This window comes from Streptomyces sp. NPDC101152, assembly GCF_044768275.1.
GTDB lineage: Bacteria > Actinomycetota > Actinomycetes > Streptomycetales > Streptomycetaceae > Streptomyces.
Genome location: NZ_JBIWPO010000014.1, coordinates 174371 through 189912 on the forward strand (window position 1 = coordinate 174371; position 15542 = coordinate 189912).

The 15542-nt window shown below is 71.6% G+C and carries 15 protein-coding genes and 2 pseudogenes; 5 read left to right on the top strand and 12 right to left on the bottom strand.

Annotation, left to right across the window (positions count from 1 at the left end; genetic code table 11):
* Positions 1-22: 22 nt before the first annotated feature.
* A complete protein-coding gene (locus ACIRVK_RS20710) occupies positions 23-1645 on the top strand; it encodes a SpoIIE family protein phosphatase (protein ID WP_404249022.1) in 1623 nt (540 codons plus the stop codon).
* Positions 1646-1694: 49 nt separating this feature from the next.
* Entirely contained in the window at positions 1695-2054 is a 360-nt protein-coding gene (locus ACIRVK_RS20715; RefSeq protein ID WP_404249024.1) for a 5-carboxymethyl-2-hydroxymuconate Delta-isomerase, read from the top strand.
* Between the two features lie 3 nt (positions 2055-2057).
* Here the strand turns inward: ACIRVK_RS20715 and ACIRVK_RS20720 are convergent, their stop codons facing one another.
* The 3 genes from ACIRVK_RS20720 to ACIRVK_RS20730 all read right to left on the bottom strand — a co-directional run bounded on the left by ACIRVK_RS20720 (position 2058) and on the right by ACIRVK_RS20730 (position 5357).
* Entirely contained in the window at positions 2058-2747 is a 690-nt protein-coding gene (locus tag ACIRVK_RS20720) for a TetR/AcrR family transcriptional regulator (RefSeq protein ID WP_404249026.1), read from the bottom strand.
* A 101-nt stretch (positions 2748-2848) separates the two neighbouring features.
* Complete coding sequence (locus ACIRVK_RS20725; RefSeq protein WP_404249028.1) at positions 2849-4771, bottom strand: hypothetical protein; 1923 nt, start codon at positions 4769-4771, stop codon at positions 2849-2851.
* Positions 4772-4820: 49 nt separating this feature from the next.
* Positions 4821-5357: a tetratricopeptide repeat protein gene (locus ACIRVK_RS20730; protein ID WP_404249030.1), complete on the bottom strand. Its 537-nt coding sequence runs from the start codon at positions 5355-5357 to the stop codon at positions 4821-4823.
* A 102-nt stretch (positions 5358-5459) separates the two neighbouring features.
* Here ACIRVK_RS20730 and ACIRVK_RS20735 point away from each other — a divergent pair, with 102 nt between their 5' ends.
* The gene (locus ACIRVK_RS20735) at positions 5460-5867 is read left to right on the top strand and encodes a hypothetical protein (protein WP_404249032.1); all 408 of its coding nucleotides are present in this window, start codon (positions 5460-5462) and stop codon (positions 5865-5867) included.
* A 79-nt stretch (positions 5868-5946) separates the two neighbouring features.
* Here the strand turns inward: ACIRVK_RS20735 and ACIRVK_RS20740 are convergent, their stop codons facing one another.
* The 7 genes and pseudogenes from ACIRVK_RS20740 to ACIRVK_RS20770 all read right to left on the bottom strand — a co-directional run.
* Positions 5947-7497: a DUF1996 domain-containing protein gene (locus ACIRVK_RS20740; protein ID WP_404249034.1), complete on the bottom strand. Its 1551-nt coding sequence runs from the start codon at positions 7495-7497 to the stop codon at positions 5947-5949.
* Positions 7498-7686: 189 nt separating this feature from the next.
* On the bottom strand, positions 7687-8340 hold the full coding sequence (locus ACIRVK_RS20745) for a LuxR C-terminal-related transcriptional regulator (RefSeq protein WP_404249036.1): 654 nt from the start codon (positions 8338-8340) through the stop codon (positions 7687-7689).
* Positions 8325-9590, bottom strand: a complete 1266-nt coding sequence (locus tag ACIRVK_RS20750; protein WP_404249038.1) for a histidine kinase — start codon at positions 9588-9590, stop codon at positions 8325-8327. The genes ACIRVK_RS20745 and ACIRVK_RS20750 overlap by 16 nt, the downstream gene beginning before the upstream one ends.
* A 177-nt stretch (positions 9591-9767) precedes the next feature.
* Positions 9768-10760 (bottom strand): SDR family oxidoreductase, encoded by a 993-nt coding sequence (locus tag ACIRVK_RS20755; protein WP_404249040.1) that lies wholly within the window; start codon positions 10758-10760, stop codon positions 9768-9770.
* Positions 10761-10834: 74 nt separating this feature from the next.
* On the bottom strand, positions 10835-11401 hold the full coding sequence (locus ACIRVK_RS20760) for a winged helix-turn-helix domain-containing protein (RefSeq protein ID WP_404249042.1): 567 nt from the start codon (positions 11399-11401) through the stop codon (positions 10835-10837).
* 372 nt (positions 11402-11773) lie between these two features.
* A complete protein-coding gene (gene glnII, locus ACIRVK_RS20765; protein WP_404249044.1) occupies positions 11774-12805 on the bottom strand; it encodes a glutamine synthetase in 1032 nt (343 codons plus the stop codon).
* 182 nt (positions 12806-12987) lie between these two features.
* Positions 12988-13308: pseudogene (locus tag ACIRVK_RS20770) on the bottom strand (MarR family winged helix-turn-helix transcriptional regulator); the annotation flags it as partial.
* Between the two features lie 5 nt (positions 13309-13313).
* On the opposite strand from ACIRVK_RS20770, the pseudogene ACIRVK_RS20775 reads away from it, so the two are divergent.
* Positions 13314-13685, top strand: a pseudogene (locus tag ACIRVK_RS20775) (alpha/beta hydrolase); the annotation flags it as partial.
* 3 nt (positions 13686-13688) lie between these two features.
* On the opposite strand, the gene ACIRVK_RS20780 reads toward ACIRVK_RS20775, so the two are convergent.
* Positions 13689-14411, bottom strand: a complete 723-nt coding sequence (locus ACIRVK_RS20780) for a hypothetical protein (RefSeq protein WP_404249046.1) — start codon at positions 14409-14411, stop codon at positions 13689-13691.
* Between the two features lie 112 nt (positions 14412-14523).
* Positions 14524-14886: an arsenate reductase family protein gene (locus ACIRVK_RS20785; protein ID WP_404249048.1), complete on the bottom strand. Its 363-nt coding sequence runs from the start codon at positions 14884-14886 to the stop codon at positions 14524-14526.
* 152 nt (positions 14887-15038) lie between these two features.
* Between ACIRVK_RS20785 and ACIRVK_RS20790 the strand changes: the two genes are divergently transcribed.
* Positions 15039-15353 carry a hypothetical protein gene (locus ACIRVK_RS20790; RefSeq protein ID WP_404249050.1) on the top strand — a complete coding sequence of 105 codons (315 nt, stop codon included), beginning with the start codon at positions 15039-15041 and terminating at the stop codon, positions 15351-15353.
* Positions 15354-15542 lie beyond the last annotated feature (189 nt).

Here is a 15542-nt window from a genome sequence, read left to right on the forward strand (position 1 = left end):
GCTGCTGTCCAAGGGCTGGGGAATGGACGTCAACGGCAAAGTGACAGACACGACGGTGCTGGTCGTGGACGATGTGGCCGCGAGCCGGTACGCGATGGGCACCGTGCTGCGCCGTGCCGGGCACCGCGTCGTCGCGGTCGCCAGCGGCGCCGAGGCGCTCGACGAGGTCGACGTACGGCTGCGCAAGGGCACCCTGCCCGACGTGGCCCTCGTCGACGTGCACCTGCCGGACATGAGCGGCTTCGAGCTGTGCCGCCTGCTCAGGGACCGCCCGCACATGGCCGGGCTGCCGGTGGTGCACTACTCGGCCCTCTCCGTCGTCCCGACCGACCGCTGCGAGGGCCTCGACGCGGGCGCCGAGGCGTATCTGACGGTGCCCGCCGAACCGGAGGAGATCGAGGCGGCGGTCCGCTCCGCGGTGCGCGCGGCCCGGCTGCGGGCCGACGACCAGGCGCTGGTACGGCGGCTGCAGCTGCTGTCGGAGACCATCGTCACCATTCAGGCGGCGCGCTCGCTGCAGGAACTCGCCGACGCGGCCGCCGAGGGCGCCGCGCGGCTGATCGGCTGCCCGGCTGCCGTGTTCGTCCTGGACCAGGACGACCAGCTCTACCGCGGCCTGTCCCGGGACCGCACCTCGCTCGCGCTGCCCGACGAGGGCGCGCACCAGGCCGTGGCCGCCCTGCTGCGGCGGCTGACCCGGGGGCAGGCCGGGGTGCAGATCACCACCGTGCCGACGCCGCTGTGGCCCACCGGCTTCTTCCGGCCCGGGGTGCAGCACGACGCCCGGCTGGCGCTCGTCCTCACCCAGGACGGCAAGGCGCCGGTGTGTCTGTCGGCTCCCACCCGGGGGCTGCGCCGGGCCGGTCCCGAGGCCGAGGCGCTGCTGGCCCAGCTGGCCCAGGCCACCGCGCTGGCGGCCGAGCCGCTGCTGATGTACCAGGTCGAGCGGCATGTCGCGCTCACCCTCCAGCACAGCTTCCTGCCGCAGCCGCACCGGATGCCCGAGCTGCCGGGCGTCGACATCGCGGTCCGGTACGTGCCGGCGTCCAGCGACACCGAGATCGGCGGCGACTTCTACGCCGCGCTGCGGGTGCCCGAGGGCGTGCTCGCCGCCGTCGGCGACGTCGTGGGGCACTCGCTGGACGCGGCCACCGTCATGGTGGAGCTGCGGCACGCGCTGCGCGCCTACTGCGTCGACGAGAGCGACCCGGCGGTGCTCGCCGAGCGGCTCGACCGGATGCTGGTGCACTACCACGGCGACGTCACGGCCACCGTCTGCCTGGCGCTGATCGACCCGGCCACCGGACGGGTCCGCATCGCCAACGCCGGTCATGTGCCGCCGCTGGTCCTCGGCGAGAAGGGCAGCGCCGAGTACGTCAAGGCGTCCGGCCCGCTGCTCGGCGTGGGCCTGCCGCATCCGCCGCCCACCGAACTGCTCCTCGAGCCCACCGACCGCCTCCTCATGGTCACCGACGGCCTGATCGAGACCCGCGGCACCGACCTCACGGACTCCATGGAGCACCTCCGCGCCGCCGCCGTCGGCGCCCTGCCCGGCCTGGAAGCACTCTGCGACACCCTGCTGGCCTCCTTCGGCCACGACCGAGAGGACGACATCGCCATGCTGGCCCTCCAGCTCAGGAACTAGTGCCTGTCGCGGCACTAGGGTGACACCGTCGCCCCAGAACAGGAGTGCCATGCCGCAGATCACCGTCGACCACTCGCAAGCGATCTCCTTCGACCGGGAGGGCTTCGCGCTGGACCTGCACCACGCGCTCGTGGAGATCGCGGCCGCCAAGCCAGAGGCCTGCGAGACGCAGTTCCGCGCCTCCCAGGTCACCGCGTTCGGCTACGAGGACCCCGGCGAGCTGGACCACGCGATCGTGCACGTCACCATCGGGCTGCTGGCCGGCCGCACCGACGAGACCAAGGCGCGTCTGACCGAGGCCGTGCTGGAGCTGCTGAAGAAGCACATCGAGGACGACGGCCACGCCACCCTGCACGCCTCCGCCGAGGTCCGCGACCTCGACGCCTCCTACCGCAAGGTCGAGCGCTGACCCTCAGGACGCCAGGGCGAGCAGCCGGGCGACCAGGTCCGCGAAGGGCCCGTCGGCCGGCTCGTCCTTGACCATCTTGCGCACCAGCGCGCCCATCTCGTCGTCATAGGCGGCGCTCACGGCGGCCAGCGCCGCGAAGTCGTGCACGAGCTGCGCCTCCAGCTCGCCGCGCGGGATGCGCCGTCCGTCCAGCCAGATCAACGCCGTCGACTCGGCGAGCGAGATCCACGAACGGACCACCAGTTCCAGCCGCGCGGGCGGGTCCTCCACACCCAGGTGCAGCAGGATCTGGTCGTACGCGGCCTGCCGTACGGAGTCGATGAGCGCGTTCGTGGCCGACGAGCCGACCGCCGGGCCGCCGCGCATCAACGCCGAGAAGCCGGGCCCGTGTTCGTCGACGAAGTCGAAGAACCGGTGCATCGCGCGCAGCAGCCGGGCCCCCAGCGGACCCTGCTGCGGCTCCGCGAACCGGCCCGCCAGATCCTCCGCCGCACGCTTCAACGCGGCCTCGTACAAGCTGAGTTTGCCGGGGAAGTAGTGGTAGACCAGCGGCCGGGAGATCCCCGCGGCGGCTGCTATCTCGTCGATGGAGACGTCGTCGGGAGAGCGCTGGCTGAACAGTTCGAGGGCGACGCCGATCAACTGCTGCCGCCGCTCTTCGACTCCCATTCTGCGGCGTACCCCGGTAGTCATACGAACACCTTACCGATCGGATCAGGCCCCCGAACGGACCGGACCGAGCACGCGTGTTCACAAGTCCGGCACGAGATGGTCACCGCACGCCCGCCGACGGATCAGCGGAGTCCGCTGATCACCCGCCCGTCGTCCAGAGTGCCCTTCAGGTCGGCCTGCGCCCCCTGCGACGCCCGCGCCGCCAGCAGACTGCCCCGGGCCGAGGCGCTGCTGCCTCCCGTCGCCGCGATCGACGACGTCCCCGGACTCCCCGCCGCGAGCAGGTACCAGTGCCCCGCCGCCGACTTCCACAGCACCCCGGCCAGCACATGCGGGTCCTTCGCACCGCACGCCGTAGCGTTCTCGCCCTTCGCCGCGACCGCCCCGTACGTCCCGCCCGGCGTACGGAACTGCGCCAGCACGCGCGTGCCGCCGCCGCTCCAGGTCTCGGCCCGCGTGCACACCCAGTCCGCCGTACCGCTCGCCTCCGGCAGCGACTGCGCGGCGTACTCCCACAGGTTGACGGCGCGCACCCCCGACGACCGCATCGCGGCCAGCGAGCAGGCGTACGGCGCCCAGGCCCGCTGCCCCGCCGCGCCGGAGGCCTCATGGGTCGCGCCGGGCCGGCCGGTGGTGAGGCGGGCCGGGACCAGCTCGCCGAGGTCGGTCAGCAGATGCCTGCCCGTGCCGTCGGTCAGCTGCAGCACGTTCCACGAGGTGCAGGTCCCGGTCCGCTGGGCGGCGCCGGCCAGCGGCGAGGTGACGCCCGCGGTGAGGCCGAGGTCCATGGCGCCGGCGCCCTTCTTGAGCAGGTCCCGCTCGGCGGCCCCGGTCACCCACGGCGCCGTCAGATAGCGGACGTTGCCGTCGGCCCGGTCCAGCACCAGGGCGCTCGCCGCGGTCCGGTCGGCGCCGTCGACCCGCGCGAAGTCGAGGGCGGCGCCCTTGGTGCCGTCCTTCGGCTCGGCGTACCGCGCGATGCGCAGCCCGTCGTAGAGGACGACCACACGCGCGCTGTCGACGTTCCCGGCGTACAGGAGCTGCGGCGGTCCCGCCGGGCCGCCCGACGGGGTGCCGGGCGTCGCGGAGACCTGGACGCTCTCGCCGGGGCGTGCCCACACGGCGAGGGCGCGGCGCAGCAGGCCCTGGTCCCCGGTGAGGTCGCCGCGGGCCGGCCACACGGAGAAGTCGGTGCGCGCGGAGGCCTCCCAGACGGTGGGGGCGATCCGGACGAGCTTGGCCGGGTCGAGGGCGGCCTCGGCGGCCGGGTTCTGCGCGTAGGCGGGGGCGGCGGCGCCGTCCGGTCCCCAGCCGTCGCCGGGCAGGGCGAGCAGTGCCCCGCACACGGCGACGGCCGCCGCGGCGGCGAGCGCGGCCCGGGTGTGCTGCCGGCGCCGCATCAGATCGGTGGGCCGTGCCTGCAGCGAGCAGGGGTCGAACTCCGATGAGTCGAGGAGCCGGTAGTGCGCCGACGGGACCTCGTCGGCCTCGTTCAGCGCCTCGTCCACGTCCGCGCAACCGGCCGCAGCGAGGACCCTGCGCACCTCGCCGTCGGACAGTTCCTCAAGACCCCGCAGGACATAGACGGCGCGGCCGGGGCCGGACAGGGCCGACAGCCTCTGGTCCAGGGCGAGTTCGTCGGCGCCGCCCGAGCGGGGGAACAGGCGCAGACCCCACACCTGGGGGAGCAGCGGCGGGAGCTGGGAGCGCCTGGGCCAGGCCGTGAGCCGGAGCGGGACGCCCGCCTCCAGCGCCGTACGCAGCACCTGGAGGCGGACGAAGGCGTACCCGAGGTCGCCGTCCCGGCCCGTCGACTGGGCCGGGATCACCGGTGCCGGGGCACGGCCCTTGGGCAGGGCGCGTTGCACGAGCGCGTGCGCGGTCACCACGCGCCGGTTGCGCCCGAGGCTGGGCGGCAGCACCAGGTACGCGAGCCGGACCAGCCGCGGGTAGTGCTCGACCAGCGCGGCCTCGGCCTGCTCGACGTCGACGACCGGGTCGGCGGAGGACGATGCGGGGAGCGGGGCGACATCCTGTGACTGCACGTTCAGCAGAACGAGCGAATCGTTGAATGGTCACCGCCACCCGGGCGACTCACTCCCCGGGCTCCTCCGGTTCCACCAGCAGCCGGGCGTAGTTGGCCATCGACCGCTGGTAGCGTGGCAGATGGGGGGCCAGCGCGCCGAGGACGAGCGAGAGGCCCTCCCGGTCGCGGCCGAGGCTGGACAGGCACAGCGCCAGACAGGCCCGTACCGCGTCGTCCAACTCGTCGGAGGGAGCGTCCAGTTCGGGCGTCAGCAGCTTGACGCCCTCCTCGGGCTGCCCGGTGTTGCGCAGCGAGCTCGACAACTGGATCTTGGCCCGCCGTCCCTTGTAGCCGCTGACCTCGCTCAACCCGAGCGCCAGCGCCTCCCGGTACAGCGGCACGGCCTTGTCCGAGTGGCCGGTGGAGTCCCACGCACAGGCCTGCTCGAAGAGCCCCAGCGGGCTGCCCTCCGGCAACTCGGCGACGAGCGCGTCGATCACCGCCCGGAAGTCACCCGCCTCGTCCTCCGCGTAGTCGTCGAAGGTGGCCCATGCGGCCGTCACACGATCTTCCCAGTCCCGATTCACGGACCGAGCTTCGCACACCAGTACCCTGCCCCTCACCGGAATTGAGCGCCCCGTGCCCCACAGCCGTATCGAAGGGGACGGGCCCTCGGGGCCTGGTTGGCAACGCGACCGGAGGAACTGATGAGGTTGACCCGACCGATGCTCGCCGTGGCCGGTGCCGCGGCCGTGCTGGCGCTGGCGGGCTGTGGATCCGGCGAGAGCGACGCGGCCGCCAAGGTGCCGGTCACCGCCACCGGCAGTCTGGAGAGCCTGGCCGCCAAGGTGAAGTGCAAGCCGGACATGCAGATCGACTCCGACGAGGTCCGCCAGGCGATCTGCACCACCTCCGACGGCAAGTACGTCTTCGCCACCTTCGCCACCGACCGCGGCCAGCGCGAGTGGATCAACGACGCGAAGGACTACGGGGGTTTCTACCTCGTCGGCCGCAAGTGGGTCGCCGTGGGCACGGACAAGGTGGTCAAGGCGCTGCAGCCCACGCTGGGCGGCGAGGAGGAGACCGGCACCAACCACAGCGGGCACAGCGGCTGATCTCTTCCGGACACACCAGAAGGCCGGTGGCGGGATCTCCCGCCACCGGCCTTCTTCAGTTGGTCACCGGTTCAGTGTGTCACTGGCACCGCTGTCCGGAGTTGATGCAGTTGGCGATCTTGTTGGCCAGACCGCCGGTCGTGACGCTGATGAAGTCGTCGTGGTCGGTGATCGGCTTGTGCAGCTCCTCCGGGAAGCCGTCCACCGCGTAGGCGTTCTTCACCTGACCGTTCTGGATGACCGGCTGCGGGACGTTGTACACCAGGCGCATCGTCAGCTGCGGGATCGCCTTGAAACCGTTGGCGCAGTTGCCGGCCGCGTCGGCGAAGGCCACGTGCGTACGGTGGTTGGCGCTGTCGATGTTCTTGCCGTCCCAGCAGCTCTGGAAGGCGAACGTGCGCACCACGCTGCTGCCCTGCGGGCAGATCGGGTACTTGTCCGTCAGCTGCACCTTGTTCTCGAAGCCGGTGCAGCTCCAGTGGGCGTTGGCGTTGGCCGGGCCGTTGACGAAGGCCTTGGCGTCACCGGTGATGATCCGCAGGAACTGCGGCATCGCGACGACCTTGCTGGTCGGGCTGCCGACGTAGGTGATCTGCGCCTGCTGGGCCACCAGGATCTTGCCGACGTTGAGGTCCTTGCCGCCGCCGTTCGCGTTCGCGTCCTTCTCCTGCGTGCCGTTCTGCAGACGGATCACCGGCCAGTAGTACGCCGACAGGTCGTTCTTGTTCTGGCAGCTGGTGCCGCCCGCCAGGAAGGTGTTGTTGTTGGAGAACGCGTTGACCTTCTGGTTGCCCACGTAGTCGTGCACGTGGTGGGCACCGTTGCTCACGCCGGGCGCGACGATGACGTTGTCGCTGTTGTGGTTCTGGTTGGCGTTCACCCCGCACCTGGTGGTGAAGGTGCCGTTCGAGGCGTTGCCGTTCTTCTGCGGTTTCGCGGGGACGTTCGGCTGGACCTTGGTGATGTCGACGAAGTCCGCCGCGGACGGACCGTCGCCGGCCTGACCGCCGTTGTTCTGCCCGGCGCCCTGCCCGTTGCCCTGCTGCTGACCGCCGTTGTTCTGCTGACCGCCGTTGTTCTTGCCACCGTTGTTGTTCTGGCCACCGTTGTTGTTCTGGCCGTTGTTGTTGCCCTGGCCGGCGGTGGTCTGGTTGGCGTTCTGCGTGGTGCAGGCGGCGAGGCCCTGCAGCCCGGCCGCGTCGACCTGGCCGCCCACGCGCTGGATGTCGATGCGGATCCGGTCGAGGGTGGCCGCCCGCTTGTCCTTGAGGGGGCCCACGATCGCGTTCTGCACGAAGCTGGCGTCCTGCGTCTGCGCCTGGCGCGTGGAGGCGAGCCGGGTGTAGGCCTCGGTGATCTGCTTGTCGAGGTTGGCCAACTCCGTGGCCACGCCCTGCTGGGCCTTGGCCGGCACGTTCGTCAGCTTCTGGCCGACGTCAGGGCAGGCGATGGTCGCCACCTGTCCGGCGGCGGCGGCCTTGGTCTGGTTCTGCCCCGAGTTGTTCGACTCGTTGGCCGAGGCGTAGAAGTTCGCCCAGATCAGCCCGCCCCCACCGAGCGCTAGCACCGCCGATGCGGCTATGGCCTTGGTGGCCAGTGGCGTACGGCGTTTCCGATTGTTGCGTCCCATGGAACTCCTCTGACTTCCTTGCGGGCTTGGCGGGGCATCGAGGCGCCCGACAGGAGTGAAGCGGCGTCCATGGATACGGGCGCCGCCCCGGGGGTGTTCAGCCACCCCACAAACAAATCAGAGGTTTACCAGTCCTTGGGGACCCAACCGCCCCCTGAGCAGCAGAAGTTACGGAAAATCAGGGGCCGCTCACCGGTCCTGGTCCAGATACGCCAGGACCGCCAGAACGCGACGATTGTCGTCGTCCGACACCTCCAGGTCCAGTTTGGCGAAGATGTTGGAGGTGTGCTTGGCGATCGCCCGTTCTGTCACCACCAGCTGCCCCGCGATCGCCGCGTTCGACCGGCCCTGCGCCATCAGCTCCAGCACCTCCCGCTCCCGCGGCGTCAGCCGGGCCAGCGGCCGGTCGGCGGCGGCCCGCCGGGACAGCAACTGCTGGATCACCTGCGGATCCATCGCCGTACCACCCGCCGCGACCCGCCGTACGGCGTCCACGAACTGCTCCGCGTCGAACACCCGGTCCTTGAGCAGGTACCCCACCCCGCCGCTGCCGTCGGCGAGCAACTCCCGCGCGTACAGCTGCTCCACGTGCTGCGAGAGCACCAGCACCGGAAGCCCGGGCCGCTCGCGGCGGGCCCGCAGCGCGCACTGCAGGCCCTCGTCGGTGTGCGTGGGCGGCAGGCGTACGTCGACCACGGCGACGTCCGGCTCCAGCTCGGCCAGCGCGCGGGCGAGCTCGGGGCCGGACTCGACGGCTGCAGCGATCTCGCAGTCGTGGGCCTCGAGCAGGCGCACCAGTCCGTCGCGCAGCAGGAAGAGGTCTTCGGCTAGGACAACGCGCAAGGGATCTCCATGGTGACCATGGTGGGACCGCCGGCGGGGCTGCTGACGGCCAGGACGCCGTCGAATGTACCCAGCCGCCGCTCGACCCCGGCCAGCCCCGAACCGGCCCCGATCACCGCACCGCCCTTGCCGTTGTCGGTGACGCTCACCCGCAGTCGCCCGTCCTCGTGGTGCAGGTCGACCCAGATCCGGTCCGCCCCGGAGTGCTTGACCGCGTTGGTCAGCACCTCGCTGACGGCGAAGTAGGCGGCCGCCTCCACCGGCGCCTCCGCACGCCCGCCCAACTCGACGGTCACCTCCGCGGGAATCGGCGACCGCAGCGCCAACGCCCTCACGGCGTCCCCCAGTCCGCGTTCGGCGAGCACCGGCGGATGGATGCCGCGCACCAGCTCACGCAGCTCGGCCAGCGCGTCCACGGACGACTGCCGGGCCTGCGCGAGCAACTGCCTCGCCCGCGCGGGATCCTTGTCGAGGAGCGTCTCGATGGTGCCCAGGTCCATGCCCATCGCCACCAGCCGCGCCTGCGCCCCGTCGTGCAGGTCCCGCTCGATCCGCCGCAGTTCGGCCGCCGAGCTGTCCACGGCGTCCCGCCGCGTCTCGGTGAGCACCCGCACCCGCTCGGCCAACTCCCGCTGACTGGCGCCGAGTACGGCCCGGGTGAGCTTGAAGTGGACGGTCAGCAGACGCGGTGCGAGGGGAGTGAGCGCGAGAAGAGCGAGGGCCAGTGCACCGGCCCCGAACGCCGAGGCCTGGTCGGTGACATGGACGAAGCCGTACCAGTACCCGCCCCACCGGGACAGGGGCCGCCACAGTCCGGCCGCGGCGGCGATCCCCTCCAGCGGATAGAAGAACAGCACCGCCGGCAGCAGTGCGGTGACGTACCCCGCGCTCATGTCCACCTGCAGCCACCGCAGATCCCGCCACACCGCCGGGTCACGCAGCAGCGCGTACGTCCGGGTCCACGGCTTGCCCTCGGGGACCGGCCGGTACGCCGACGGGATCCGCACCCCGCTCCACTCGGCGGCCACCACCCGCCGCCAGTCCGCGAACGCTCTGACCCGGCCCAGCACCCACGGCGTCGTGAGCAGCCCGATCCCGATCGGGACGAGCGAGAGCGACAGCAACGAGAGCGTGAACCACAGCACCGCCCCCGGCAGACTCACCAGAGCCAGCACGAACCCCCGCCCCGCTGCGAGCGCGACGCCCCGGGCCCTCGCAGGAAGAGAGCCACTTCTCGTGTTGGTGTCCATGGCAGCAGTCTCGCCGGGCAGAACGCCGGGGTCACGGGGCCGAGCCCCCGCTCATGGGGTGGTCCCAGATACACCCCGGGGCGGATGACGCCGTCTTCTTTAGGGGCGCGGGGCTGTATCGACATGCGGCTCCGCCGCGTGGGCGCGACCAGCCCCCACCGGCCGGCAGACAAAGAACTACCCACCCAACACCTTCGCCTCCACCACCGGATCCAATCCAACCGGCGGCCTGTCAACCCGCTGCGGCGCAGTCCCCCCGATCCCCTGGAGCCAACCCCACGTGTCGGCGACGGTCTCCGAGACAGGCCGACAGACGAGCCCCGTCCCCACCGCCCGTGACACATCCCCGGCATGCAGGAAGTCATGCATGTCCCCGCCCGGCGGCACCCACACCGGCAACTGCGTCCACGGCTCGATCCCGGCGTCGAGGATCACCTTCGGGTCCGTCCACCGGAGTTCGGCCCCAGTCCCCGTCACCCGCACGCACGTCTCCAGCAACTCACCCATGGTCGCGTGCCCCTGAGGGCTCGTCATGTTGTACGGCCCGCTCAGCTCCCGCTCGGCCGCCCCGAGGATCCACTCGGCCATGTCCCGCACGTCCACGTACTGCAGCGGCAGCTCCCGCGGCCCGGGGGCCAGCACCGGCCCGCCCCGCGCGATCCGCCCCAGCCACCACGGCAGCCGCCCGATGTTCTCGTACGGACCGAGGATCAGGCCGGCCCGGACGAGCACGGAACGGTCCGCCCCGAACGCCTCGACGGCGGCGATCTCCGCGCCCCGCTTGTCGCGCGCGTAGTCGGTGCTGTCGGCGTCGGGCTCGGCACCCTCGACCAGGGCGGCGCTCTCGTCGTGTCCGGCCGGAGCGGGCCAGGAGTACACCGAGCGGGTCGACACGTACACGTACCGCCCGGCGCGGTCCCGCAGCAGTCGCGCCGACTCGTGCACGACCCGGGGCGCCGCCGACCAGGTGTCGACGACGACGTCCCAGGTGCCCTCCGCGAGGGCGGCGAGCCCGCCGGGCGCGGTGCGGTCGCCGCGCAGCGCCCGCACCCCGGCCGGCGCCGGGTGCCGCCCCCGGTTGAGGACCGTCACCTCCCAGCCACGCCCGAGGGCCGCCTCGACGACGGCCCGTCCCGCGAACTCCGTACCACCCAGCACCAGAAGTCTCATACCGGTGACTGTGCCCGGCCCGCGGGCGGGACGGAACCGCGCTCTGCCGTCAGCAGATCAGCGGATCAGCCGGATCAACGGCCGGTCGGCGGCGTGTACTTGTAGCCGACGCGCCGTACCGTCTGGATCGTGTTCCGGTGCTCGGCGCCCAGCTTGCGGCGCAGACGGGCGATGTGGACGTCGACTGTACGGCCGTCACCCACGTGCCCGTAGCCCCACACCGTGGTGACCAACTGGTCGCGGGTGTGCACCCGGTCCGGGTGCGCGACGAGGTGGGCGAGGAGCTCGAACTCCAGGTAGGTGAGGTCGAGTTGCTGTCCGTCCACCGAGGCGGTGCGCTGCACGGGGTCGATCCGGACGAGCGGGTCGTCGCCCGCCGCGACGCCGAGGGGCTCGGCGGGCTGCGCCGGGGCGAGGTGCGGCCGGTCGGCGGGGATGAGGACGAGATAGCCCACCATCGGCGGCTGCCCGGGCAGGGTGGGCAGGGTGTGCTGGGGCGCGGGCAGCCAGGTGGCGCCCGGCGGCAGGAACTCCGACACGTCGATCACCTCGTCCCGGTCGACGGCACGCAGACGGTGCCGGGAACCACTGGGGGAGGGGGCGGGGAGTGCTGCGGTGGGCAGGGAACGCATGATCGCCATGAGAGGTCAGCTCTTTCGCGCGAGAGGTTCGTCGAGGGGACGTACGTCGTGTCGCGCGGGCCGAAGGCCGGGGTTGCGGCTTTAGAGGGCCTGCGCGTTCGTCGCGCGGCAACACACCCGGTCGAAGTCGTGGTGCTGACGGGAAGGCCAGAACGGCTCGAGGTCGTGGCGACCCGTCGCGGTGTGATTCTGGAAGCTGGCCATGGGCCCATTGAAGCAGACGACGGCTCCCACGAGGAGTCTCCTCTCACTGCTTGGACGCTTCCTTGGCGTGAAGTTGACGTAACGGCCCCTCCGCCCCGGTCCGTCGGCGGCAGCGCGAGGGGGCGCCCACCGTGACGGTGGACGCCCCCTCGGCGGAGCCGGAGCGGATCAGACCTGGCCGGCCTTCTCCAGGGCGGAGCAGCAGGTGTCGACGAGCAGGCGCGTCACGACGTACGGGTCGACGTTGGCGTTCGGGCGGCGGTCCTCGATGTAGCCCTTGCCGTCCTTCTCGACCTGCCACGGGATACGGACCGAGGCGCCGCGGTTGGAGACGCCGTAGGAGTACTCGTTCCACGGGGCGGTCTCGTGCAGACCGGTGAGGCGGTCGTCGATGCCGGCGCCGTAGTTCTTGACGTGGTCGAGCGGCTTGGAGCCCTCGCCCAGCGACTCGGCGGCGGTGATGATCGCGTCGTAGGACTCGCGCATCGCCTTGGTGGAGAAGTTGGTGTGCGCGCCGGCGCCGTTCCAGTCGCCCTTCACCGGCTTCGGGTCCAGCGTCGCGGAGACGCCGAAGTCCTCGGCGGTGCGGTAGAGCAGCCAGCGGGCGATCCAGAGCTGGTCGGCGACCTCGAGCGGGGCCAGCGGGCCGACCTGGAACTCCCACTGTCCGGGCATGACCTCGGCGTTGATGCCGGAGATGCCCAGGCCCGCCTTCAGGCAGTTGTCCAGGTGCGCCTCGACGACGTCACGGCCGAAGATCTCGTCCGCGCCGACACCGCAGTAGTAGCCGCCCTGCGGGGCCGGGAAGCCGCCCTTGGGGAAGCCGAGCGGGTAGCCGTCCTGGAAGAAGGTGTACTCCTGCTCGATGCCGAAGATCGGCTCCTGCGCGGCGAACTTCTCGGCGACCTCGGTCAGCGCGGCCCGGGTGTTGGACTCGTGCGGCGTGAAGTCGATGTTGAGGACCTCGGACAGGACGAGGACGTCGTTCCCGCCGCGGATCGGGTCCGGGCAGGTGAAGACCGGCTTGAGGACACGGTCCGAGGCGTGACCCTCGGCCTGGCTGGTGGAGGACCCGTCGAAGCCCCAGATCGGCAGCGCGTCCAGACCGGCGGGCTCGCCCTCGATGATCTTCGTCTTGGAACGGAGCTTGGCGGTCGGCTGGGTGCCGTCGATCCAGATGTACTCAGCCTTGAAGGTCACGGGCCACTTCCTTCGGGATGTGTCTACGCACTTGCGGGTGCTGCGGCGCTGCGGCACTGGGGCGCCGCGGTGGATGCCCGCGAGCTTGTCAACGGGCGATTTCCCGTCGATTGCTCGACTGTGAACCCCGTGTTACCTGGCGGTGGTGTGGCGCGATTCACGGTGTGAGACCGCCCAGCCGCTCAGTCCTCGCCGGCTGCCGCCTCCCGGACCCCCTCCAGGAACCCCCTGATCGCGGCCGGCTCCCGCTCGTCGTACACGCGCAGAAGGTCCACCACACGCCGGATCAGCGGCCCGAAATGCTCCCAGCCGAGCGCGACCGCCCGCTCGTCCGCCTCGACCAGCACCTTGCGCGGGTCGTCCGCCGCCCGCACCCGCCGCACGAGCCCCGCGCCTTCCAGCCGGTCCACCAGCGCCGTGGTCCCCGCCGAGTTCAGCCTGAGCGCGGTCCCGAGGCGCCCGGCCGTCATCTCCTCACCCGCGCGCGAGGCGTCCGTCAGCGCGAATCCTGCTGCACGCGCCGCTGCTGCGGCCCACGCCGCGCGGCGCCCGGGCGCTCCTGGAGTGGGAGAGCGGGGGAGCGCCGCTCGACCCCGACTGGCTCCGCCTCCAGGAGGCGGCCGCCGGCTTCCCCTCCGTGTCGAAGCCGGTGACCGGTCCGCGCCCGGCGCCGGACGACCTGCGCGGGCTGGACATGCCGGTCCTGCTGTTCCTGGCCGGGAACAGCAGGACACTGGACACGTACAAGGTGGCGGAGCCGGCGGACGCGCTGCTGCCGCATGTCGAGACCATGGTCCTCCCCCAGGTCTCGCATCACATGCTGCCGCAGTCCGCACCCGCCGGACTCGGGCGCCGCCTCACGGAGTTCTTGAGCCTCTGAGCCTCACCCTACCTTCTCGATCAGCGCGCGCCGGATCAGGAACTTGCCGGGCTGCCGGACCTGCTCGAAGGCCGCGTTGTTGAGCAGTACGCAACTGCCGGACACGGACGTCACCTTGACCGTCGTGGACTTGTTGTTGTCGAGGTTGGTGACCTTGAGCGTCGTCCCCGCCGGGAACTGGTTGCTGGACGCGGCAGGTGCCCCGGCCTCACCGGAGAGGGTCACCGTGGAGCCCTTGCAGACCTGCTGGGCGGAGCCGGAGGCGGCGGCGCCACCGGTGTTCGCGCCCGCCCCGGAGTTGGCGCCCGCCCCGGAGTTCGCGTTTCCCGCGGGAGCCGTCTGCGCGGGCTGCGCGGTCTGCTGCTGCGCGGGCTGCGCGGGCTGCGCGGCCTGGGAGCCCTGAGCCGACTCCCCAACCGTGCACCCCGACGCCTGCTGCTGGACCTTGATCTGCGCGATGACCGCCTGGCGGTTGGCGATCCGGGCCGCGGACTGCGCGTCCGGGTTCGCCTGCTGCCCGGCGATGAACCTCTGGTTGTTGCCGAGCGCGGTGGCGAGCCCCTGACAGACCGTGGAGTTCGCCGCCGACAGGGTCTTCGCCGAGGGCGGGCTCTGCGCGGCGTTCGAGGTCGACGCCATCGCGAAGGCCCCACCGCCCGCCACCGCCGCCGCGGTCACGAGCAACGCGAGCTTCTTCTTCGTACTGACAGTTCTCCTACGCGACATGCGCGCCTCCTGAAGAGGTAGGGGAGCGTACGCCGTTATGTACGAGATACCGAACGAGGTTACTCAGCGGTTACACGAGTCGCTGAAGTAACCTGCGTCACACCGGGGTTGGTCAGCCGCGCGACAGCGCCTCGCGGACGGCTTCCTCCGAGCGGCCCACCACCGCCGTGCCGTCGTCCGCCGTGATGATCGGGCGCTGGATCAGTTTGGGATGCCCGGCGAGTGCCGTGATCCACCGGTCCCGTGAACTCGCGTCCCGCGCCCACTCCTTGAGGCCCAGCTCCTTCGCGTCCGCCTCCTGGGTGCGGGTGATGTCCCACGGTTCGAGTCCGAGGCGGTCGAGTACGTCCCTGATCTCCTCCTCGCTCGGTGTGTCCTCCAGGTAGCGGCGGACGGTGTACTCGGCGCCCTCGGCGTCGAGCAGGCTGATGGCGCCGCGGCACTTGGAACAGGCCGGGTTGATCCAGATCTCCATGGGGTCAACGGTACGCGAGGGGAGTGCCGAAAGCCCTTGTGGCCAGGGCCTTTTGTCAGTGGCGGGCGGTACACTAGAAGAAGTGTTCGAGGGTGGTGCCGGGGTCGTCGAGAGGCCCAGATGGACGCCCCGACCGCGACAGGAGGATGCCTGTGCCCGCTGCCGCACTGAAGCCGAAGCCCAAGCCGACCCAGTCCACCGTGAAGCACCCCGTCCTGCTCGACCTGCCGTACGAACCCGTGGAGAAGCGCCCGTTGCCGCCGGGCCGGCCCCGCGAGTGGTACGTCACGCACAACCGCCGCCTGAAGGCGATGCGGCTCGCCATCGCCCTGCTCGACTCGGGCGTGTACGTACCGAACCAGGCCCGCAACGAGACGATCCGCAGCACGGCGGAGCAGATCGGGGTGCATCCGCCGTCGGACACGACGTGCCACATGGTGCGCGCGCTGATGCGTTACTCGAGGTGAGCCCCGCTGCCGGGGGCCGCGCCCCCACGCGGCGCCCCGCCCCTACTAGCCCGCCCACACCATCTCCAGCGGAGTCCGGAAGCGTGGTGTCACCCGGCTCGTGCCCCCCCCCCCCCCCCAACCCGCGGGCGCCCCCCCCCGAGCCCCCCCCCCCCCCCCGGCCCCCCCCCCCCCCGCGGGCCGGGGCCC